Genomic DNA, 21,512 nt, shown 5'->3' on the forward strand with positions numbered 1-21,512 from the left:
AGTAACAAGTCGGGTGACTGTCAAGTTTTTCGTGTTGGCACGGCATGTTCACCTTTTGAGGAGGCAAGCACCATGGATGTAAACGTACGCGTTAACGATCCACGGGAGCACATCAATGAAGAACCACGCAATGACTTTGGCGATTTGATGATGGGCTTCGTGGGGATGTTTGGTTTCATGACCATCATCTTTTTCGGATTCGTCATTATCAAGTTCTTGGTTGGCTAATTATTGATGACTCCTTGTGCGCAAATAAAAAGTCTGATCCTGCAGCGTTCCATACGCTAACGGGATCAGACTTTTTACAATTCAGGGAAAGCTTGTCCATAGGAAGTTTGCTTGCCATGCTAGAATTTCCCTCTCTGGTTCTCGCCGAATAAATGAACGACATCGACAAAAGGCGCAATTCGGTTCATCAACCGCTGCCCTTTGTGAGCCTCCTCCCCATCCTTGCTCGTGAAGCTCAGATGCTGTTCAAGCCCGTCGAGCGGGTAGTTCGACGTATAGAAGGTCGGCAGCCGGTTCATCCGGAAATTCAGAATGGAACCGAGGACATGATCCCGAACCCACGGATTCAAATTCTCCGCTCCGATATCGTCAAAGATCAGGAGATCGCAATGCTTCATCGTCTCCACCATGTCCTTCAGCTTCTGGCCGTCCTGCATCATCGTCTTCAGATCTTCCACGAAATCAGGCATATACACGATAACGCCCGAATGGCCCGCTTTCGCGAGCTCATGCATCAGGTAGCCCATCAGGTAGGTCTTACCCGTACCAAACGAACCGGTGAGATATAGACCGCGCGGGGACAAGCCATTCTCCTTCGTTTCCCGGATGTACTTAAAGACCTGGTGCACCGCCGGTGCCCGCAAGCGGTCCTTCGCCATAATCTCCATGTTGTCATAACCTTCGTTCAAGGCATGCTCATCGACATAAAAGCTGCGAATCCGTTTTTTGATCTGATCCTCATTGGTCTTCGCAATCTGCAGGGAACAGGGCGCCTTACGCTCATAGATCTCCACGGTTCCGTTCGTCCGCTGGATATCCAGCTTGCTGAAATGTCCTTGGAAATCATTCGGACACCGGTCCAGACCAGGACACGCCTTGCAGTGGGCCTGATCTCCCGCATATTGATACAGTTTGCTTAAATTCAATCGTATGACCCGATCATCGATCTCCGGGTATTCGCTCCGCAATGCTTGAATCAGAGGATTCCTAAGCAAATCTTCCGTAATCTGTTCGGTTCTGCGCCGCAGCGCAGGACTTTTCATGCTTTCCAGCAGTTCACCAAGGGACTCCATCTCTTGTTCCCTCCTCTCTTCAGCAGGATTTCTTTATCCGCCCTTCTTGTTGCCAGCCTGCATTTCTGCCGCAAATCGCATCATTTCTTCGAATTCCTCATCCGATACGGCTTCCGCCTGATCGGACTCCAGAGCCACTGGAATTTCCGGCTTCACCTTTCCGCCTTTAGCGTATGTACGCGTACGTTGTGTGGTTGCCTTCTGCTTGCCTTTCATCTTAGCTTGATCACGTATATACTGAACAGCTTTCTCATAGCTGTTAATCTGCTTCAGCAGCATATTGGAAGCAATGGCCTCCACGAAATTACGGTTGATGCGCTGCTCGCCGCCTGCGGCCATGAGTGACATTAAATAATGAATGAGCACGTTGATGACTTCACCCGGCAGCTTATAGCTCAGGTCGATCTTTTCGAAGATGTCCAGGAATTGCGCTGGGACCGAGCCCGGAAAGAAGGTCTGCAGCAGCCGGGTATACGGCTCGTTGCGGAGCATCATATTATATTGGTGAATATCGCATTTCGATTGGAACTGGGCAGGAACTTCTACATAGTATTCCATCTCTACCGCATGCTCCTGTGCAGGCTCTTCCGGATCAGTCGTCATCTCCTGATGCAGGGCAACGACCTTGCCCGCCGTAATCTGCCGCTTCTCCTGCATCTTCATTCCCTGCCTAAAGTGAAGGCTGGCCTTGTGCTGCAGATCATCCAGCACGACCTCGCCATGCTCGGTAAATATGCCGTCCTCATCCAACAGGCGGCATAAATCTTGCGTGCTGAGATCGTATTTGCGCACCACGTAATTCACAATGCCCATCTGTTCATGGTCGTAGCGAAGACGCTCCACAAAGACCCGATTACGGGATTCACGCGGGAAACGGAGAATAATGTCCGCATAGTTCAGACCCTCTCCTTGCGGATTTGGCGGCACCACGGACTTTCGTGACACCGCGACCTCTTCCAGCGCTTGCTCCAGTTCATAATCAATGACATGCGTGTTCAGCTCAAAAATATCATAAAAGGGAACCGAAATGTTCTCCTTGTTGAAGGAAATACCGGACCATTCATGGGGTTCCTTGCTCCAGAGCTCTTCTCTTAACGATAGAACGGCGAATTTCCCCACCTTGTCGCGAAGCAGAAGCGTCAGATGCTGGGTGTTGAAGAACTCCGCTGGACTGAGCGGTGCTTGCAGCTCATATTCATAGATATGGTCGTCCGTTTCCGGGACAAACATCCGGCTTGTCTGCAGTAAACCTACCGCTTCCAGCTTGGAGGTTTGCTCGATGAGAAAGCGGCGTCCTTTTTCACTAGGCTCAAGTCCTAATGTCAGAAATAATCTTCGCTGCTGTTCAATAGCCGAGTAACCCACCTTCTCCACCGGCACATGCGATACGAGAAGACGGTACAGACTGATCGCAAACGCGCCAACCATCGGTTGATATATCGAACCAAGCATTTTGTCATCCAGGCCGCTTAAGCAGAAGTCACGGTATACGCAGTAACGGTGGTTCTCGGTAAAATGTAAAAAATTAGTCATGCGCATCGTTTATGCTCCCCCTGTCGCCCAAAAATAGACTTCCTCTATTCTATCATAAATCCGTCGTTTCGAAGTCGGTTCTTTCGCATCAAAAATTCTGGAATTCATGCGCCTACCATTTGCATGCTTTCACAAAATAATAAATGACGGCCCCCAGATATTGCAGAGCCGCCATCAACACTACATTCAATTTGCGCCAAGCGCGTTAAAACATTCTAAAGCCTTTAATACGCAATGTCTTAATGGTCCATCCGCTCATGTAGGCACCAATCAGACCAGCAACTCCCGTTAAGTAATCCACCAATTGGAATGATCCGACGTGAGTCCAAAACGACATGTGGCCCCGATCCCACAAGCTGTATACAACGACCGGCAAAATGACAATCACGAACAGATAGCAAGGAAACCAAGTCGTCTTCATCAACATATTGAGGATAAAACCGATACCGAACATCATGACAAAAAACAAAATCATCAGCACGAGCACAGGAATAAATTGAAGCATGATCGCTGTTTTCACCTCTTCTTTATCACCTACGCGTAGCAGCTATTCTACTTTATTGCAGCAAGAAACAGCACACCAAGCTTTAGCTAATAGCTAGTTTACTAAAAATAATGTCACAGATCAACGAACAATCGTGAAATCATTGTGTCGGCGTTTGCCCTTCCGACTGCGCTTACAGTACAATATAAGAAGTTAATGCAAGCGGCCATCCGCTTCTATAATAACGAACATAACGTTTAGGAGTGATCACATGAACGAAGCTGCAATGACGCTTGAGGGCTGGTATGCGCTGCATGATTTCCGCACCATCAATTGGCCGGCCTGGAAAGCTGCAGATGAAGAAGTACGTGCTTTTGCGCTGGACGAGCTGAATGCGTTCCTCGAGGAATGGGATGCCGTCGAAGCTGCCCAGAAAGGCAGTACCGCTGTATATACCATCGTCGGTCAGAAAGCCGATTTCGTATTCATGCTTTTGCGCGAGACGCTGGAAGAGCTGAACGCGATCGAGAACGCCTTTAACAAAACAACGTTTGCCCAGTTCACCACCAAGGCTTATTCGTATGTAAGCATTGTCGAGCTGAGCAACTACCTGGCCGGCTCCTCCGATGAGGATCCGATGCAGAATCCGCATGTCATTGCCCGTCTGAAGCCGGCTCTGCCAAAATCAAAGCATATTTGCTTCTATCCGATGAACAAAAAGCGGGATTTGTCGGACAACTGGTACATGCTGAGCATGGATGAACGCAAATCCATGATGAAGAGCCATGGGATGATTGGCCGCGGATATGCCGGCAAGGTCAAACAGATCATCACCGGTTCCGTTGGATTCGACGATTGGGAATGGGGCGTAACCCTGTTCAGTGACGACGCGCTTCAGTTCAAGAAGCTCGTGTACGAAATGAGATTTGACGAGGTAAGTGCGCGTTTCGGCGAGTTTGGTCCGTTCTATGTTGGCAACCTGCTCGATCAGGCTTCGTTTACAGATTTAATGAAGGTATAATTCCTTCTAACGCATAGATAACATGTACAAAAAAGGGATGCTCTCTTCCATGAGAGCATCCCTTCTTCTATTACTCACTGTCGTCCATATTTTGCTCTTGCTTGCGCAAGGTTTCAAGATATTCAGCCGTCGCCCGGTCCCGGGCACGTCCCTTATCCTTGAGCCGCTCAATAGCAGGAAGTATGAGAATGTCGACCTCCTGCTGAATGGTGTAAGCCAGATCGTACCGCTCTTGCGACTCCAAATAGGAGCCGACCTCCATCAGCGCGTTATAACGATCCAGCTCATCTCTTGTGAGCAGCCCCCGTACTTGAACGCTGCAGTGTCTCATTTATAGAAACCTACCTTTTTTCAGGACGAGCGGAATCCCTCCAATAATGAAGAGGTAGCGCAGATCAACCAATTTTTTTAGCTGAGCCGCTTTCCATCCCTGATATTTCTTATCGCCGACAACCGCAATGCCTTCGCCCCGGCCGAGGGAAGCAACCGTGCCTTTATTATGGAACTCGAATTTGCGCATGGACTTGTCCCGAATCGCCGCAACGATATTTTGGGCACAACACACACCCTGCTGCATCGCCATTTGAGCGGTCGGCGGATAAGGTCTACCTTCCTCATTAAAAATCAGGGAGTTATCGCCGATAATATAAATGTTCTCATATCCGGGAGCGCGCAAATATTCATCCACCTTGACGCGGCCTCTCATCGTTTCGAAACCGGCTGCTTCCACCAGACGGTTCCCACGGATGCCGCCGGTCCATACCACCGTTGCCGCTCTAATCTCTTCACCATTGTTCAGAACGACACCCCCTGGGAGGCATTCCTTAATCGCAATGCCCATCTTGAAGGTAACGCCTTTCTTCTCAAGAACGTTCATGGCGTACTCCACCAGCTCCGGTGCAAACCCAGGTAACGCGGCAGGCGCGGCTTCAACATTATAGATATTCACCAGCGTCGGATCCACGTCATATTCCTTGCATAGTCTCGGAATGCGGTCCGCCAGCTCGGCTACAAACTCGATGCCGCTGAATCCGGCCCCGCCAACCACAAAGTTAATGCGCTCTTGCGGTCTGCGCTCATTTTTATATAAAGCAAATTGATACTCAATATGCTCACGAATCAATCGTACCGAGTTGATGCTTCGGATCGTCATCGCATGCTCTGCGAGTCCTGGAATGCCAAAGGTTTCCGGCTCTCCGCCGAGTCCAATGACAAGATAGTCATAGGATAACGTTCCATCTTCAAGAATAACCTTCTTATCGTGAAGGCGGATTTCCTGAACCGAGGATTTGACCAGGTCGATTTTGAATTCGTCTATCAACTTGGATATGGATACCCGGGTGTTCTCAATGCTGTCTGTTCCTGCTGCCGGCATATGCAAATGCGTTGTAATATAATGATAATCATGGCGATTCACCAATGTAACATCGGCCTCATTATAATTCAGCTCTTTTTGCAGCCGCTGCGCTGTCAATATGCCCCCGTAACCCGCGCCAAGGATTACGATCTTCGGTATGCTGCTCATTCTATTGCTCCTTCCAGCTTACTCTTTATATATACAGTATGGTACACATGTTAACATTCTGTGAAAATGCATCCAAAAAAAGAGAAGAGCCCTTATCAGAGCCCGTTTCATCATTTGACCTGAAGGTTCATTAAGGTTCAAAAACAGCTGAAACACTAAGTTTCCTTACTGCTGCTGCAGTTGATAATATATGGGACTACCCTGTAATGAACACAAGTTATCACGTTAATCATATGCATAAACTATGCAAATATCAAGATTTTTTTTGCCATATAATGTCCAAATAATTCCGGCATTTATCCTCCTACTTACTAAGTAAGCGCATCCATTCCAATGTTAGGTATTTTAACTGGATTCTCGTCTTTTCATGCCGCTTCGGGGCGATTATAATAGGAAAGGAATTCATGAATCAGCTTTATCCGGACAAGAACGTCTGTCTGATTCGAATATAAACTCATTTTATGGAGGTGCTTACCGCATGACAACGATGCCACAAGACAGCAATATGACGGATCTTTTGATTATCGGTGGCGGACCTGCAGGTATGTTTGCTGCTTTTTACGGCGGAATGCGCCAAGCTTCGGTAAAACTTATCGAGAGCATGCCTCAGCTTGGAGGCCAATTGGCTGCGCTGTATCCTGAGAAATATATTTATGACGTAGCAGGCTTTCCGAAAGTAACCGCTCAAGAGCTTGTGAACAATCTGTCTGCTCAAATGGAGCTCTTTAAAACGGACATTCGTCTTGAAGAGAAAGTACAGGCTGTGGAAAAACTCGAAGAACGTCATTTTGTCGTAAAAACGAATCTGGGTGAACACCACGCCAAAGCTGTCATCATTACAGCCGGTGTAGGAGCGTTCCAACCCCGTCGACTGGAGATTGAAGGGGCAGAAGCATACGAAAAGTCCAACCTTCATTATTTCGTCAACGATCTTAGCCGCTTTAGAGGCAAGAAGGTTCTCATCAGCGGCGGCGGCGACTCTGCGGTAGACTGGGCGCTTATGATCGAGCCGATCGCCGAGCAGGTTACACTGGTTCATCGCCGTGACAAATTCCGTGCCCATGAGCATAGTGTTGAACAGCTGATGGCATCGAAGGTGAACATCATTACGCCAACCGAGATCACCGAATTGCATGGTGATGATACCATTACGAAGGTTACGCTTTCGCATATTAAGACCAAAGAGACGCAAGAGATTGAAGTGGACGATGTCATTGTCAATTTCGGGTTTGTGTCCTCCCTCGGTCCGATCTCCGAATGGGGCATCGCCATCGAAAGCAACTCCATTGTGGTAGATTCCCGTATGGAAACAAGTATCCCGGGTATTTTTGCAGCCGGCGACATCACCACCTATCCGGGCAAGGTCAAACTGATCGCTGTTGGATTTGGCGAAGCACCTACCGCTGTAAACAATGCCAAAGTTTACTTCGATCCTGAGGCCAGATTGGCTCCGGGCCACAGCAGTAATATGAAATTGTAGAGCCGTTCGGATTTTAACTTCATTTACATCTATATCCATAGAAAAAAAGGTATCTTCATTCCGAGGGGGTATGCACCGCCCCGGAATCGAAGATACCTTTTCTATTCTTCAAACCATATGTAGAACTTGGTTGAAAGCTCCCACATTATATACGTATCATGTCGTAAGTTATCTATTCTATATACGAAAAATCTGATTAATGCAGGATGCTGCCGGAATCGGTGTCCAAGTTCCGTTTATGAATTTCGGCTAGCAGTAGAGTGATGAACTCTCGCTCCAACTTCAACTCAATAGCCATATGATAGGAATCGAGAAGCATTTCATCCGTCAACATAGCCATCCCTCTCACACCCCTTCCTCAAATTTCCTGAATCTATCATATCAGACATGCCAAAGCGGAACAACTGTTCGCTTATCCACAACCTCTTGTGGAAATCCTGTGTATAATTTGTTGGTAAGTGTAAAAAACAGGGTCATATCAAAGTGGATTATGGGGATAAATGTTATACACAGGATATGGGGGAAATCTACCATAAAAAAAATTGATCAATTATAATATCGGTAGATTATGGTTATTTTTTTATTACCCTATTAAAAAATCATATAAACGGCTGCATTTGGGAATATTAAACAAAAATTCAGCTTGGTCTTGTATTAACCTCCAAAATCCAAATCTTGCCCTCATTGTCTAATCCGTAATCAAATCCCAGTTCGCCGATCCCTGGAAAACGGGCTTCCAGTATTCCAATGCACTGTCTGGTTACTTGGCGCATTTCATCGCGCTTTTCCTTCGCATTAATATGGGGCAGTGACAGCCGGAGTGCATGACCACAACGAAGCAGCGTCCCTCCTTTACAAATATTCGTCACAAAAAGCCCTGGACTCGCGAGCTTCCCAAGCATGGCCCGGAATTCCCATCTCCCTCGATTCTTGACCACCTTTACACGGTAATCCAGCGGACGTCCCTGAATTTTAGCCAAATGAATACCCTGCTGTATCATGTAGCGCCGTCTCAGTTTTATTCTGCTCAGTACGTATAACAGGGAATTCAATGTATCTACATGAACAGTACGCCTCTTATGGGTTACCAAATATCCCGTTCCGTCTTTCTGTATTCGGATGACTCCGTTACCACCGGTTCCTACAATCGGCTTGATCACGACCATTTCGTGTTCGGCCAGCATTGAGACCAGGGTATCCCCTCCATACGACTGAGTAGCCGGAATGTAGGGAGCAACCTGCGGATCGGTCAGCAGCGCTTCCGTTTTCAACCACTTGCTGGCCAGTTGTCTTCCCGCCATGCTGCTTTCGCCTCCTTTTATTCATGACATACGTTATCCTATTCCCCTATCCGCACTTTGTCTTGGATGATTGTCCGTGATGGTATGCCTAATAATTGGGGTTCTTGCGGCCTCAAGGCAGCCTCCCTTTGCAAATGGTGTGATCTATCGTATAGTAAGAACAGAGCTTTGTCCGTAATAAATCCATCACCTTGGATAACGATAAAGGAGGCTTTGTCACCTTGGCAGCATTGTTTGAAGTTTTATACTGGATCGCCATTGTCGGCATGTCGATTGCCCTTGCAGCCGTAACCGTTCTTATCTTTGCCATGGGCTTCAAGTTCATCAAGGATAAGCGCAGAGGGCTCGGAGCGGGCTGCATCGTATTTTCGCTTGTGGCCGCCGGCATGATCGTGCTGATGCTGAATGATACCTTCTTCTTCCCGGTCTGAATAGGAAGAACCCAAAAAAAGCAGCCCTCCCTTATCGCGGAGTTGGCTGCTTTTTTGGTTTCATATAGCTATAGCGGATGTTCCCGATAACGCAAAAAAGACCTCTCCGACAAGATTGTCGGGAGAGGTCTTTCACTGTTGGACTCAGGCTTTAACCCTTGAGAGAGTTCTTATTAGCAAGGCTCCTCGTTCGGTTTGCCCGCATCCGTTGCCGTACGGAATGACGAACCGCAGCCGCACGTTACGGTGGCGTTCGGATTGTGGATGGTGAAGCCGCCAGTCATGCCGGATTCCTCAAAATCAATCTCAAGACCATTCAGGTATTTCAAATCGTCCTTCTCAACAACGACCTTCATATCCTGCAGATCCATATATACGTCAGCTTCCGTTTCATTATCGTCAAAGCCCATTGCATATGAAAAACCACTGCAACCGCCGGCAGTGACACCCAGTCGAAGGAACATATTGGGCGTTTCCTGTTCAGCAAGCATTTCTTTCAAACGTTCTGCAGCTGAGTCGCTGATTGTAATCATAGGTCACCCTCCTTTTCGTTCACTCCTTAAGTATACTCCTCTTCGCGAATTCGCTCAAGGTTGTTATGATGGCTTTTGATACGTAATGAATAACCTATTTTCAATTCCTCTATTTGTATTGCTACCCCGCGGGGTCAGGTTTATAATAGGGAAGGAACATGGGCGGCAACTGTTGGATAATTGTCACATCCCTCAGCTAAAAAGCGGCAAAGGTTATGGCTGGTCCACAGTTGTATATTTTTTCACAAACTTATTTATTTATTCAGCCCATTATTGATGCTTGTTGTTATACCACTATAAACGGACCGTTCCCTTAGGGGAGTGATTCACTTTATGATCGCTTTTTCTGCAGAATCTTCTAAGCAGATCAAGTGTGAACAGGAGGATTGAACATGTCCACAATTGTGACACCATTTACCGATCAGAGAATGGCTGAGATCGTTGCGAAAGTCCAAAGCGGCGAACGCCTGAATCTTGAAGACGGTGTGTATTTGTACCAAACCGATGACCTGCTGACCCTCGGGCAGTTGGCTAATGAAGCAAATTTGCGCAAGAACGGGAAAAAAGTTTACTTCATTGAGAACATGAGTCTCTATTTCACGAATGTATGCGAATCCTACTGCGCTTTTTGCAATTTCCGAAAAGATCAAGGCGAGGAAGGCTCCTATACCCTCTCTGGCGCTGAGATGATTGAGTATGTCGAGCAGCATATTCATCCCGGCATTCGTGAATTTCACATCGTTGGCGGACATAATAACCATGTGCCGTTCCAGTACTATGTAGATTCCCTGAAGGCATTGAACGAGCGTTTCCCAGAAGTAACGCTAAAAGCGTATACGGCGGCGGAGATTGAATTCTTCACTCGAATTAGCGGACTTAGCACAAAGGAAGTGCTCCAGGAACTGCAGAAAGCAGGTCTTCAATCCTTAACAGGCGGCGGCGCCGAGATTCTGTCTGACCAATATCGTCAGAAGATGAAGGTGGACAAAGCCAACGTGGATCAATACCTCGACGTTCACCGTACCGCGCATAAGCTTGGCATGAAGACACACACCACCATGCTGTACGGATCAATCGAGAGCCACGAGGACCGGATCCGCCATATGCTGCAAATTCGGGATCTTCAAGATGAAACGAACGGATTCATGGTATTCATTCCTCTATCCATGCAGCCGAAGAATAAGAATGCAGGCATCATGCGCCGCAATTCGGCCTACGAAGATTTGAAAACCATTGCCATCAGCCGTTTGATGCTCGATAATATCGATCACATCAAAGCGTACTTCATTAATATCGGGGCGCAATTAACTCAAGTTGCTCTCAGCTTCGGCGCTTCCGACGTCCATGGTACGATCCTCAAGGAACGTATTAGCCATGCAGCGGGAGCTTTAACACCGGAAGGGCTGACACGCAAAGAGCTCGTCTGGCTCATCCAAGGCGCAGGCCGGATTCCGGTTGAACGCGATACCTTCTACAACGAGATCAAGGTTTACGAATAAATCTTACCAGCAGGGAATTAAGCAAACGAGAGACGTTCCAAAAAACGGAAAACAGGTTAAAGAGATAATATAGCGTGGGTAACCTAAGCCGCTTCTAGCGGCGTTTTTCTTGCGAATCGGCGCTCACCTTCTTATCTCTTGAGAAAGGAAGAAATTTATGAAAAAGCTCGTCATTCTCGGCGGAGGCTATGGTGGTCTTGCCCTAATTCAAGAATTATTCAGCGGCTATCTTCCTCCGGACGTGGAGGTCGTGCTCATCGACCGCATGCCATACCAAGGACTCAAAACCGAATATTACGCGCTGGCAGCAGGCACCGTGGCCGATACCGCCGTTCGTGTTAAATTCCCGGTGTATGACCGCCTCCAAATTGTATATGGTGAAGTCACATCCATTGATCTAGAGAAGAGGCTTGTTAACCTGACGAACAACGATCCCGTGGAATACGATCAACTCGCCATTGCTCTGGGATGTACGGACCGTTACCACGGAGTACCGGGCGCTGAAGAATTCACGTTCAGCCTGCAATCTTTCTCTGCATCCCGGGAAACCTATTTGCACCTGAACAACCTCAGACCTTATGGTCATGTTCATATCATTGGCGGAGGCTTAAGCGGCATCGAGCTCGCTGCCGATCTTCGTGAAAGCCGGCCTGACCTTAATATCGCCATCTTGGACCGAGGACAACGGGTACTTTCTTCTTTTCCTAACCGTTTGTCTGCTTATATTCATCGCTGGTTTGAGGAACACCATGTGGATATCCACAGCGGCGTTTCCGTATCCCGAGTTGAGAAGGATGCCGTATACAATCTGGATGTGCCAATCGCAACCGACCTGGCTGTATGGACGGCGGGCATTCAGCCCGTAAAGGTCGTACAGGATCTGGATCTGCCAAAAGACCGCAGCGGACGCATTCTGCTAAACGAGTGGTATCAGGTTCCATCCCATCCGGAAGTGTACGTGATCGGCGACTGCGCCAGCCTCCCGTTTGTCCCAAGCGCGCAAGCGGCCGGGGCTCAAGCCGAGCAAGTGGGACATGTCATGAAAGCTTTATGGCGGGATGATACACCAAAGGTATCTCCGCTGAAGCTCAAGGGAACCCTCGGCTCCCTTGGCAAACATGCAGGCTTTGGACTCATGGGCAGCACTTCGGTGCTGGGCCGGGTACCAAGGATATTGAAGAGCGGCGTTCTCTGGAAATCCAAGCGTCACTACTAGCACTGAGCAGGCTGCAGACGGGTTGTAGATCCTAACGTAATATGCCAGTCGTCAGCTTTCCTCTTCGCTGTCCTGAAAGCTTTCCAGTTTGCGTATGACAACGTCAAGCAGCTCTTCAGCCGTGGGGGCCTCGACCCATTCGCCATCCACATAAGCGAAGGGCATCAGGTAGCACTGGCCGCAGCTGGTTAGGCAGCCGTATTCGATGACTTGACAATCATACTTGACTTCAAGCGTCTGTAGAACTTTATCCGTGCCGAAATAGGAATTGCTTGTGCAAAACTCAATGATAATGGACATTGTGATTAGACCTGCCTTAAGATTGGCATTTTATTTTGCCGGTTTATGTACTATAATATAGGGAGGAAAGGAGTTGAACAAGATGAGTGAAAACACGCAAACCACTGTATATGATGAAGTGGCTGAAGTGCTTGATAAACTTCGTCCGTTCCTGCAGCGCGACGGCGGTGACGTGGAACTGGTTGACGTTGAAGACGGCATCGTTAAGCTGAAATTGATGGGTGCATGCGGTAGCTGCCCTAGCTCCACCATTACTCTGAAGGCAGGGATTGAACGCGCCCTGGTTGAAGAAGTAGAAGGCATTCAAGAAGTAGTTCAAGTATTCTAAATCTTCTTTAACTATAAAGAGTCTTGGTTTCCCTCGTGGAACCAAGACTCTTTTTTTTGAGATAAAAGCATGTATAAGTTTTCAGCGAAGCGTAAGCCATTCTTTAATCGCGTTTATATGTTTTGGGGTCCCCGCAAAGTATTTGGAATAAGCATCGAAGCATAGACTCCACTTTGTGGGGGTATTTTAGGTTATTCCGGCTTAATCAACGGGCGGATCGGGTCCAGCCCACCGGATATATCCATGATATTGCCGGTAATGAAATCCGAATTATCCAGGCATAAATATTCGATCACCCTGGCGATGTCCTCCCCGCTTCCCGATCGTCCGCGCGGGGTCAACCCATCTTGAATGCCCGAAACTTCATCGATGGTCTTCTCTTTATTGGCTCCGCGGATGTCCCCCGGACAGATCATATTCACAGTGATTCCATATGGTGCTTCTTCCACCGCAAGCGTCTTCGTAAAGGAGACCAGGCCCACTTTAGCAGCCGCGTAGGCTGAACGCTGAGGCCACGCGCGGGCTTCTCCCGCATGTCCGAATCCAAAGTGGATGATGCGTCCCCACTTCTTCTCCCGCATGGCAGGCAGAACGCGGTGGTCCAGCAGCATGACGCCGGTTAAATTGCCATTCACCATATGGACGATTTCGTCGCGGCTATACTCTGAGAACAGACGACGCTCCCGAATGAACGGGCCCGCGTTGTTCACCAGGATATCGACGCTTCCGAGCTGCTCCTCCGTCTGATCCACCAATGAATACAGCTCACGCTCGCTGGCGATATCGGCTTTAATCGCCATAGACTTCACGCCAAACCCCTCGATTTCACGGGAGAGCGCCTCCGCTTCATCCTTGCTGTTTACATAATTTATAGCCAAATGACATCCCTGCCGGGCTAACGACAGCGCCGTCATTTTCCCCAAACCTGTCGCACTGCCTGTAATCAGCGCCACTTTTCCCTTCAAGGCTTTCCCTCCTCAGATGGATATCCTTCCTTCAGTATAAAAGATTTGATAGGGCCTAACAACTTGAAACCCAGCATAGATGGCCACCACACAAAAAAAGAAAGGGTTTATCCATAAAGACCCACGGTCTTTTGAATAATGCCCTCTCTTCACGGATACGATGAACTAATCTACAGCATCATCGACCCTTTGGTCCTAGAATTAGAATGCCGGAATTACAGCACCTTTGTATTCTTCTTCGATAAAGGTCTTCACGTCCTCGGAAGTCAGTGCCTTCGCCAATTTTTGAATGGCGTCGGAATCCTTGTTATCCGGACGAGCTACCAGCAGGTTGGCATAAGGGTTCTCTTTGTCTTCGATAAAGAGCGCATCCTTTGTTGGGTCCAGTCCCGCTTCAAGCGCGTAGTTCGTGTTGATGACAGCCAGATCCAGCTCATCCAGCATACGCGGCAGCATGGCGGCTTCAACTTCCTTGAACTCCAGGTTCTTCGGATTTTCCACGATATCCTTAGCGGTAGCTTCAAGTTTCGTTTCATCCGCCAGCTTAATTATGCCATTCTTGGATAGCAAGGACAGTGCACGGCCCCCATTCGAAGGATCATTCGGGATAGCTACAACAGCTCCGTCCTTCAGCTCATCCACAGATTTAATCGTTTTGGAGTAAGCACCCAGCGGTTCTACATGAACCGCGATTACGGATTCAAGATTCAATTTACGCTCTTTGATTTGGTTGTCCAGGTAAGGCTTGTGCTGGAAGAAATTCGCGTCGATTTCTTTGGAGTCCACTTGCGTATTTGGCAGAACATAATCCGAGAATTCCACGATTTCCAGGTTCACGCCCTCTTTTTCAAGGGCTGGTTTAACATGCTCCAAAATTTTGGCGTGAGGTGAAGGCGAAGCGCCTACTTTCAAGGTTACGGACTCTTGAGTGCCGCCTCCTGTTGTTCCCCCTGGCTCAGCGGCTTTATCCGCAGGCTTGCTGCCGCAGGCAGCCAGCACCGTAACCAATGTCAAGCTGATCAATGCCAATGTCCATTTTTTCATTCTAAAAACTCTCCCTCCGAAAATATATTTTTTTATATTGTCTTCCTTGATGCCTCATCCATCCCGTTATTTTCTTGTAAAATGTCGGACCAGACGATCTCCTGCCATTTGCAGCAGCTGTACCAGTACAATCATTAATACAACGGCCAGAATCATGATCTCGGTCTCATAACGGTAATACCCATACTTGATGGCCAAATCCCCCAAACCCCCGCCGCCGACTTGACCGGACATCGCGGTATACGATACCAGGGTTACAATCGTGATGGTCATCCCAGCCAGCAAGCCCGGACGAGCCTCCGGGAGGAGAACCCTCCAGATGATCTGGCCTGTCGAGGAGCCCATGGCATGAGCCGCTTCAATGACCCCTTTGTCCACCTCATTCAAGGCGGTTTCCACAAGTCTGGCGAAGAATGGTGCCGCGCCGATCACGAGCGGTGGAATGGTTCCCAGCACGCCATACGAAACACCCACAAGCGATTTCGTAATCGGGATCATCGCAACGATCAGGATAATGAACGGAATCGAACGCAGGATGTTCACAATGAACGACAGGATCGAGTAACCGAAGCGTACGAGGCCGGATGTGGATCTAGCGGCCATGTAGAGCAGCACGCCAATCGGTAGTCCGATAATGAAGCTGAACAATGCCGATGCCCCCAGCATCCGAAGGGTATCCAAGGTTGCCGTCCATATTTCTTTCCAATCGATCTGGGTAAAATCGAGTTCGAACATTAATGAATCACCTCCACGTCTAATCCTTGTTCAAGCAGCTTCCGGATCGTATCTTCAATGGCGCCCTCTGCCCCTTCAAAACGGACAATGAGTTGGCCGTACGGCGTTTCTTTGATCGTGGAAATCGTGCCCTGCAGAATCGCAAAATTCACGCCCGTCTCATGGACGGTATGGGACAGAATCGATTCGTAAGTTTTTGATCCAAGGAACGTAATCTGCACCGCCCTTGAAGGTCCGTTCACCTGGCCCTGAATGGCCAGACGGAAAGCTTCGCCGCTGTCCATCTCCTGCCGGATAAATTCCTGGGTCACTTCATGTTTCGGCTTCAGAAACACTTCCGTTACCGGCCCTTGCTCCACAATGCCGCCCTGATGAATGACTGCGACCTTGTCGCATATACTCTGAATCACGTGCATCTCATGGGTAATGAGTACGATCGTTAGATGAAACTTTTTGTTAATGTCCAGCAGCAGGCGCAGGATCGAATCCGTGGTCTGCGGGTCAAGCGCCGAAGTCGCTTCGTCGCACAGCAGCACTTCCGGATCGCTTGCAAGCGCTCTGGCTATGCCGACCCGCTGCTTTTGACCGCCTGATAGCTGGGACGGGTATTTATCCCGATGCGCTTCCAAGCCGACCAAAGCCAGCAGTTCGGATACTTTGCGTTCCATTTCATCCTTCGGCGTCTTGGTCAGACGGAGCGGAAATGCAATGTTATCGTACACGCTAGCGGAAGACAGCAGGTTAAAGTGCTGAAAAATCATGCCGATTTTGCGGCGTTCCGCCTGAAGCTGCTTCTTGCCAAGCGACGTTAAGTTCTTACCGTTCACCCACACCTCGCCCGAGGTGGGACGCTCCAACAAATTGATACAACGGATCAATGTACTTTTACCTGCACCGGAATGTCCGATCACTCCGAAAATTTCTCCTTTTTCAATCGACAAATCCAATTTGGACAACGCAGTTGTTAAGGTTCGGGCTTTTCCGTACTGCTTCGTCAATTGCTTGAGCTCAATCAATCCGATAATCCTCCTTTTTCCATAGCCTCATATCTATTTACCCAAAAGAAAAGAGCCTCTTTTTGTAGAATCAAAAAGGGCTCTCTTTACGTAAAAGTCAACGCCTTTTCTCATCTGTCAAAGCTAAAGGATATCCTGTAGCTTTGAAGGAATTAGCACCATGTCACTCCATGCGTCATTGCGTTAAGCAATGATACGCTGGAGTCGGTTGCCGGGCTTCATCGGGCCTGTCCCTCCGCCTCTCTCGATAAGAAAACATCGATATGAAATTTTTCCGATTAATTTGATCTGATTTAATAACATTTAATGAATGCAATAGTTAGTATAGATTCTTTTCAGGTTTTTGTCAAAAGGAATTTCATGGCGATTTTGTGCCTAGGCCCTGACTCCATTTTTCGTCCAAAGCTCGTTTGTATATTTATACGAAGCCGCCAGGCTCCGGCATACCATATCAACGCCCTGTTTGAGTTCGTCCAGGTGCTGACCGATATCCTCCAGCTCGATTTTGTCCGACAGCCCTTGATGACGCTGCCATAAATCATCCTGCATCTCGGAATTCATGTAATGGATTTCGGCGTTGCGCCGTTTCCGGAGCGAGTTCAGCGGCGTTTTGTAACGATCTTTGATCGCTTCCAGCTCTTTGGCCAGCTCTCCGTGCGCCTTCAGGAATTTAAACTGCCGCAGGACCGTAAAATATGAGAAATGCGCCTTCACTTTGGAGGTATGAAGATCGTACAAATCGTTCAAAACCGTCCCCAGCTTGTCAAGAATCGAGAATACGCGAATGAAGCCGTTTTTGTAAAAATACACATACCGTTGATATTCCCCTTGCTCCTGAATCGACATGTCATCGATGTAACCCGATTGGATCGACTGACTGAAATGTCTGGCCGCATTCCAGCTCTGTTCCAGCTCATCCAGGGAAACGATCAGCCCCCGGGTCCAAATCTCAAGCTTGCGAAAGTCATGCGTCGGATCCTGATTTTTCTCCATTTCCTTCTGCAGCAGCCGGGTTGTCTTGACCATCGACTCGATGGCTACCTCAAGCAGGCCGTTATTTTGCCGGGGCTGTTCCCCAAGTAACATACGAAGCATGGCGGTACCCCCTCGCGTCATCAGATTAACCTTGGTTCTTGGATCGCTATTTGCCAAAATTATGATTCCACTGCGTTTCAACCGTCTTCACGATATCCTCACGCAGGAATAGCTCTTCCCGGGTATCCTGGTTTCATTCGTGTTTCAATGACCAGAGGATTGTTCTTATAGGATGCCCCCGAAACGACCAGACAACCCTCACAGAATGGAGCGACTTGAGATATCCTTGGGATATCGCCTTCGTCATAACAGCGGCGACAGCTTGCGAATTCGAATGGCTGATTGATTCCCATAATCACGCCTTACTGCGATGATTGAGTTCGCCTGTATAGTCCATGCGATGTCTCAATAAATATAACCTAATCTGTTGCCGGATCAAACCTTTTCAATACTGCTCCCAGCGTCTCCTTGATATCGGACAGGTCGAGCGGATCGTTTGGCTATCATCGTCTCCCCTCCTCACTATACAACGAAGCCCTCGAACGCTGGTTCGGGGACTTTGCATAAACGCTGTTGCCTTAAATTCGATCTTTTTGGTTAATGATTTTCGCTTCTTTCTTATACAATCTTTTCACGAGACACGCTATGATCCGTTTGCATTTCAGCTTTAACCGGCTTGCTGAGCTGCCATACCCTGACACTTAAATAACAGAGTACGCCGAATAAGGCCGAGATCAGCAGTGTATGTCCCAGTGCGGAGAATACGTAAACCTCCTCGTTATGCATCGTTGCCATAATGAGGGCACCGCTAAACACTTGCAGCAAGCAGAGCACGGTTGCCGAGATGCCCAGCATCTGTATCTCCCGGTTATCGCGGTTACGCCAATATGCAAAATGCCCCATCACCGCAACCACGAACAGCAGGAGAAGCGCTGCCACCCGGTGCATAAAGGCGATGCCGACCCCACCGCCCAGCTCCGGGATCACTTCCCCGTTACACAGCGGCCAGCCCGAGCAGCCTTCCCGGGAATCGGTATGGCTGACGAATGCGCCAATATAAACAACGATGTAGCTATACAGGGTTGTACCCCAGACTAAATTGCGGAAACACTTGCTTACCCGGGGCAGACGTTCCAAGTCTGCGGGCCCCTTCGCCTGTTCTACCCGCCGCATTCCCAGAGCCAGCATGACGGAGCTAGCAAAAGCAATCAGCGAGAAGCCAAAATGCAGCGCCATAATCGCAGCCGATTGAGGCTTAACCACCGCAAGCGCACCCATGATCGCCTGCACTACAACGAATACCGAGGTCCCGATAACATAAGCCATCAAATCCCGGCGATCCCGCTTGTACTTCCAGAACGCAATCAGCGAAGCCAGCGCGGCCAACCCCGCCATTCCGCTGACAGCCCGGTGGGAATACTCAATCATGGAGGATATCGTGTAAGCGGGAACAAATTTACCGTTACACAGCGGCCATTCCTGGCCGCAACCGAGGCCCGAGCCCGTCTTTGTCACAACCATGCCCCCGAACGTCGCGCAGAACATAATTAAGCATGTTATGTAACTCAGCCATTTTAATTGTTTATCATTCACTTATCTCACCTGCTGCTCATAATCATTCACTATTTAAACCTTTACAGGATCGCATCGTACACAGTCCACATTTCATTATACCTGATTCTACCGCTACGGTCACTTGAGCGATTGTGACAAAATGTTCAAAAATGAGAAAAACCTTCATGATACAGGTACTTGACTTCTTCACCCTACCTCGAACTGATATGTAAAACAACACCGCCGCCAGTTATAGATCAAGGCGGCGGTGCTATAGTCACTCTTACTTATGAATCGTACTGTATACGTCCACGGCACGCTGCAGGAAATCTTCAATCTCCTGGCGCGATTTGCGGAGTTTGTTAACGTAGCGAACCAGCTCGCGTCCATCGGAATATGCAACAAAGCTAGGGATACCCATAATATTTTGCTGCTGACTCACGTCACCGACAGCATCGACGTCAACCTCTACCAGAGTCAATTGGTTTGAGAACTTTGTCTCAACCTCAGGCATGAATGGATCGATAAACTTGCAATCGCCGCACCAGTCTGCTTTAAATACGGCAACAGTCAGTCGCGGAGACTGGATTGCAACCTGAAATTCTGCTTCTGAAGTGATTTTTTCCATTGATTATCTCCCCTTTACGTCGAGTTCCTTCACCCTTAGTGAATCAAAATGTTGAGTGGAAGTCAAATTTTAGAGCATACTGACATTATGATGCTCACAGACTGGGATTAACCATCAGAAAGTGCAGGTGACCCCCCAATGCACTCGAATGGAGTCAATGATAAAAAAAACCGGGGCAAGGATGTATGGTCATGGACGGCAACCATTCCGCAAGCCCTGACCGAATCATGGTCGGGGATGATCGCGTCGTGGCGATTCTCTTTAAAGCTCCGGACTAGCAGACACGAATTGCGTTGGGACTACACAACCGTTAGAACAATTCGCAGGCAGCTCAAGGACATCCTCTCCTCCCATCCCTATCTGCAGCAGAGCGTTTCCCCGTTTCCGCTCCCTTCCATGCAAGGGTATAGCGATATTCGGATTCATGAGCCCGGTGCAGATGTTCAGCTATCTCCAGAAGAGCAGGAATTGATTCATCATATTCAAGAGGCCACAGCTGCAGCCAACCGGAGTAACGTAACCCGTACGCAAGCCTATTGGGACTGCTATGTATCACATCCTGAGCTGCATTGGGCCTTTCTGGCCCACATGGTATCGCGTAATGCCGGGTGGAATATGAGTGATCTGAAGGGCGGATTGATGTCGGATCTTATGGATCCGACATTTAAGAACAACCTGTATCGCTTCCTGGAGCGCTGTAATGCACTGATCTTCCAGGACGCCTACCCCCAACTGCTGCTCTATATACACAGTCGAAAAAAAGGTAAGCCCCTATTTCATTTGCTCCCCCACTTTCATATTTCAACGTTCATGACACCGTTCTGGGAGCAGTTCTGGCAGGATCGGAGCAGTTCGCTGCTTACGGTTGCCCTCATCATTAATGAGCAGAACTATATTGAGGGGCGTGTGGCGAGACATCCTTTTTACCAACAGCATATTCTAAAGGATCCTTTCTTTCGGATGCATGAGCTGACCCGGTTGAATCAAATCGTGTTTCCGCTGGGTCAAGTCTATCGAACAGAGTCGGGCGAAAGCCCTTCCCAGAAGCCCCAATCCCCAGCCAGGCCGCTGGTCGGACTTACCCTACCCAAGTTTGACGACCTGTCCATTCGGATCAAGGCAGGCCGTTCGCTGTATGCTTTATTGTTTGGGTATGAGGAGATATACCGCGCCGTGCTGGCATTCGCACGATCCACCAAGCACCTGGGATCGCGCGCCGAATATTGGCCGGCCTTATTTACGCCGACCCTTGAGCAAGCCATGAATCATGGCCACGCGGGATCTGACCTCATCACATCAGAATGGCTGCCCGATGGTCAGCGTATGTACAGCCCTTATCTTGAGGAGATCTGGGAGGATGAGACCCCCGAGCCGATTCCCCGGTACGACTGGTATCAGGGCCGGGCTATGTTTAGGCACATTCGTAAGCCAATACGACCGCTGCTGCCGGATATAACCCACGCCCATCGGGCCGCTCTGGAGAAAACCTCTATCGTGCATGATGTGTCTGATCTGTTCCATCGGCATTAAAATGGAAAGAGACCGTCCCAATACTGCAAGGAGGGTCTCCGTTCCGTTCTATT

The 21,512-nt window shown here is 48.7% G+C and carries 24 protein-coding genes and 1 riboswitch; of the genes, 8 read left to right on the forward strand and 16 right to left on the reverse strand.

Features of this window, described 5'->3' with window-relative positions:
* Positions 1 to 72: 72 nt before the first annotated feature.
* Entirely contained in the window at positions 73 to 228 is a 156-nt protein-coding gene (locus ABEW73_RS26865) for a hypothetical protein (RefSeq protein WP_006212594.1), read from the forward strand.
* Positions 229 to 347: 119 nt separating this feature from the next.
* Here the strand turns inward: ABEW73_RS26865 and dnaI are convergent, their stop codons facing one another.
* From dnaI to ABEW73_RS26880, 3 genes are all read right to left on the reverse strand, one after another.
* Complete coding sequence (dnaI, locus tag ABEW73_RS26870) at positions 348 to 1,301, reverse strand: primosomal protein DnaI (RefSeq protein ID WP_430163599.1); 954 nt, start codon at positions 1,299 to 1,301, stop codon at positions 348 to 350.
* A 33-nt stretch (positions 1,302 to 1,334) separates the two neighbouring features.
* A complete protein-coding gene (locus ABEW73_RS26875) occupies positions 1,335 to 2,840 on the reverse strand; it encodes a helicase DnaB (RefSeq protein WP_430163602.1) in 1,506 nt (501 codons plus the stop codon).
* A gap of 199 nt (positions 2,841 to 3,039) precedes the next feature.
* Positions 3,040 to 3,339, reverse strand: a complete 300-nt coding sequence (locus ABEW73_RS26880; protein WP_430163742.1) for a YuiB family protein — start codon at positions 3,337 to 3,339, stop codon at positions 3,040 to 3,042.
* A 250-nt stretch (positions 3,340 to 3,589) separates the two neighbouring features.
* Here ABEW73_RS26880 and hemQ point away from each other — a divergent pair, with 250 nt between their 5' ends.
* A complete protein-coding gene (hemQ, locus tag ABEW73_RS26885) occupies positions 3,590 to 4,339 on the forward strand; it encodes a hydrogen peroxide-dependent heme synthase (protein WP_098748863.1) in 750 nt (249 codons plus the stop codon).
* Between the two features lie 70 nt (positions 4,340 to 4,409).
* Here hemQ and ABEW73_RS26890 read toward each other — a convergent pair whose 3' ends face one another.
* Both ABEW73_RS26890 and ABEW73_RS26895 read right to left on the reverse strand, forming a co-directional pair.
* Positions 4,410 to 4,670 carry a hypothetical protein gene (locus tag ABEW73_RS26890; protein ID WP_430163605.1) on the reverse strand — a complete coding sequence of 87 codons (261 nt, stop codon included), beginning with the start codon at positions 4,668 to 4,670 and terminating at the stop codon, positions 4,410 to 4,412.
* Entirely contained in the window at positions 4,671 to 5,864 is a 1,194-nt protein-coding gene (locus tag ABEW73_RS26895; protein WP_076324836.1) for an NAD(P)/FAD-dependent oxidoreductase, read from the reverse strand.
* A 478-nt stretch (positions 5,865 to 6,342) separates the two neighbouring features.
* Between ABEW73_RS26895 and ABEW73_RS26900 the strand changes: the two genes are divergently transcribed.
* The gene (locus ABEW73_RS26900; RefSeq protein ID WP_430163608.1) at positions 6,343 to 7,344 is read left to right on the forward strand and encodes an NAD(P)/FAD-dependent oxidoreductase; all 1,002 of its coding nucleotides are present in this window, start codon (positions 6,343 to 6,345) and stop codon (positions 7,342 to 7,344) included.
* A gap of 196 nt (positions 7,345 to 7,540) precedes the next feature.
* On the opposite strand, the gene ABEW73_RS26905 is transcribed toward ABEW73_RS26900, so the two are convergent.
* Positions 7,541 to 7,684, reverse strand: coding sequence for a sporulation histidine kinase inhibitor Sda (locus tag ABEW73_RS26905; RefSeq protein ID WP_098748866.1), 144 nt, complete (start codon positions 7,682 to 7,684; stop codon positions 7,541 to 7,543).
* A 298-nt stretch (positions 7,685 to 7,982) separates the two neighbouring features.
* Positions 7,983 to 8,645: a YheC/YheD family protein gene (locus tag ABEW73_RS26910; RefSeq protein ID WP_430163610.1), complete on the reverse strand. Its 663-nt coding sequence runs from the start codon at positions 8,643 to 8,645 to the stop codon at positions 7,983 to 7,985.
* 221 nt (positions 8,646 to 8,866) lie between these two features.
* On the opposite strand from ABEW73_RS26910, the gene ABEW73_RS26915 reads away from it, so the two are divergent.
* On the forward strand, positions 8,867 to 9,076 hold the full coding sequence (locus tag ABEW73_RS26915) for a hypothetical protein (protein ID WP_098748868.1): 210 nt from the start codon (positions 8,867 to 8,869) through the stop codon (positions 9,074 to 9,076).
* Positions 9,077 to 9,249: 173 nt separating this feature from the next.
* On the opposite strand, the gene ABEW73_RS26920 is transcribed toward ABEW73_RS26915, so the two are convergent.
* Positions 9,250 to 9,609 carry a HesB/IscA family protein gene (locus tag ABEW73_RS26920; RefSeq protein ID WP_076324840.1) on the reverse strand — a complete coding sequence of 120 codons (360 nt, stop codon included), beginning with the start codon at positions 9,607 to 9,609 and terminating at the stop codon, positions 9,250 to 9,252.
* Positions 9,610 to 10,001: 392 nt separating this feature from the next.
* On the opposite strand from ABEW73_RS26920, the gene mqnE reads away from it, so the two are divergent.
* Positions 10,002 to 11,108, forward strand: a complete 1,107-nt coding sequence (gene mqnE, locus ABEW73_RS26925) for an aminofutalosine synthase MqnE (RefSeq protein WP_098748869.1) — start codon at positions 10,002 to 10,004, stop codon at positions 11,106 to 11,108.
* Positions 11,109 to 11,265: 157 nt separating this feature from the next.
* A complete protein-coding gene (locus ABEW73_RS26930) occupies positions 11,266 to 12,324 on the forward strand; it encodes an NAD(P)/FAD-dependent oxidoreductase (protein ID WP_098748870.1) in 1,059 nt (352 codons plus the stop codon).
* Positions 12,325 to 12,375: 51 nt separating this feature from the next.
* Here ABEW73_RS26930 and ABEW73_RS26935 read toward each other — a convergent pair whose 3' ends face one another.
* On the reverse strand, positions 12,376 to 12,624 hold the full coding sequence (locus ABEW73_RS26935) for a YuzB family protein (RefSeq protein ID WP_430163613.1): 249 nt from the start codon (positions 12,622 to 12,624) through the stop codon (positions 12,376 to 12,378).
* Positions 12,625 to 12,706: 82 nt separating this feature from the next.
* Here ABEW73_RS26935 and ABEW73_RS26940 point away from each other — a divergent pair, with 82 nt between their 5' ends.
* Positions 12,707 to 12,952 carry a NifU family protein gene (locus ABEW73_RS26940; protein WP_006212609.1) on the forward strand — a complete coding sequence of 82 codons (246 nt, stop codon included), beginning with the start codon at positions 12,707 to 12,709 and terminating at the stop codon, positions 12,950 to 12,952.
* 191 nt (positions 12,953 to 13,143) lie between these two features.
* Here the strand turns inward: ABEW73_RS26940 and ABEW73_RS26945 are convergent, their stop codons facing one another.
* From ABEW73_RS26945 to ABEW73_RS26975, 7 genes are all read right to left on the reverse strand, one after another.
* Positions 13,144 to 13,917, reverse strand: a complete 774-nt coding sequence (locus ABEW73_RS26945; RefSeq protein ID WP_430163616.1) for an SDR family oxidoreductase — start codon at positions 13,915 to 13,917, stop codon at positions 13,144 to 13,146.
* A 201-nt stretch (positions 13,918 to 14,118) separates the two neighbouring features.
* A complete protein-coding gene (locus tag ABEW73_RS26950; RefSeq protein ID WP_430163619.1) occupies positions 14,119 to 14,961 on the reverse strand; it encodes a MetQ/NlpA family ABC transporter substrate-binding protein in 843 nt (280 codons plus the stop codon).
* Between the two features lie 66 nt (positions 14,962 to 15,027).
* Positions 15,028 to 15,696 (reverse strand): methionine ABC transporter permease, encoded by a 669-nt coding sequence (locus ABEW73_RS26955; protein ID WP_430163621.1) that lies wholly within the window; start codon positions 15,694 to 15,696, stop codon positions 15,028 to 15,030.
* Positions 15,696 to 16,712 (reverse strand): methionine ABC transporter ATP-binding protein, encoded by a 1,017-nt coding sequence (locus ABEW73_RS26960; protein WP_430163624.1) that lies wholly within the window; start codon positions 16,710 to 16,712, stop codon positions 15,696 to 15,698. Before ABEW73_RS26960 ends, ABEW73_RS26955 begins: the two co-directional genes overlap by 1 nt.
* A gap of 107 nt (positions 16,713 to 16,819) precedes the next feature.
* A riboswitch (SAM riboswitch) is annotated at positions 16,820 to 16,966 on the reverse strand.
* A gap of 121 nt (positions 16,967 to 17,087) precedes the next feature.
* Positions 17,088 to 17,807, reverse strand: a complete 720-nt coding sequence (locus tag ABEW73_RS26965; RefSeq protein ID WP_430163627.1) for a Cthe_2314 family HEPN domain-containing protein — start codon at positions 17,805 to 17,807, stop codon at positions 17,088 to 17,090.
* Between the two features lie 558 nt (positions 17,808 to 18,365).
* A complete protein-coding gene (locus tag ABEW73_RS26970; protein WP_430163630.1) occupies positions 18,366 to 19,340 on the reverse strand; it encodes a COX15/CtaA family protein in 975 nt (324 codons plus the stop codon).
* A gap of 244 nt (positions 19,341 to 19,584) precedes the next feature.
* The gene (locus ABEW73_RS26975) at positions 19,585 to 19,929 is read right to left on the reverse strand and encodes a thioredoxin family protein (protein WP_076324850.1); all 345 of its coding nucleotides are present in this window, start codon (positions 19,927 to 19,929) and stop codon (positions 19,585 to 19,587) included.
* A 138-nt stretch (positions 19,930 to 20,067) separates the two neighbouring features.
* Between ABEW73_RS26975 and ABEW73_RS26980 the strand changes: the two genes are divergently transcribed.
* The gene (locus ABEW73_RS26980; protein WP_430163633.1) at positions 20,068 to 21,459 is read left to right on the forward strand and encodes a DUF2515 family protein; all 1,392 of its coding nucleotides are present in this window, start codon (positions 20,068 to 20,070) and stop codon (positions 21,457 to 21,459) included.
* Positions 21,460 to 21,512 lie beyond the last annotated feature (53 nt).

It is taken from the genome of Paenibacillus lautus, assembly GCF_050482385.1.
GTDB lineage: Bacteria > Bacillota > Bacilli > Paenibacillales > Paenibacillaceae > Paenibacillus_AQ > Paenibacillus_AQ lautus_B.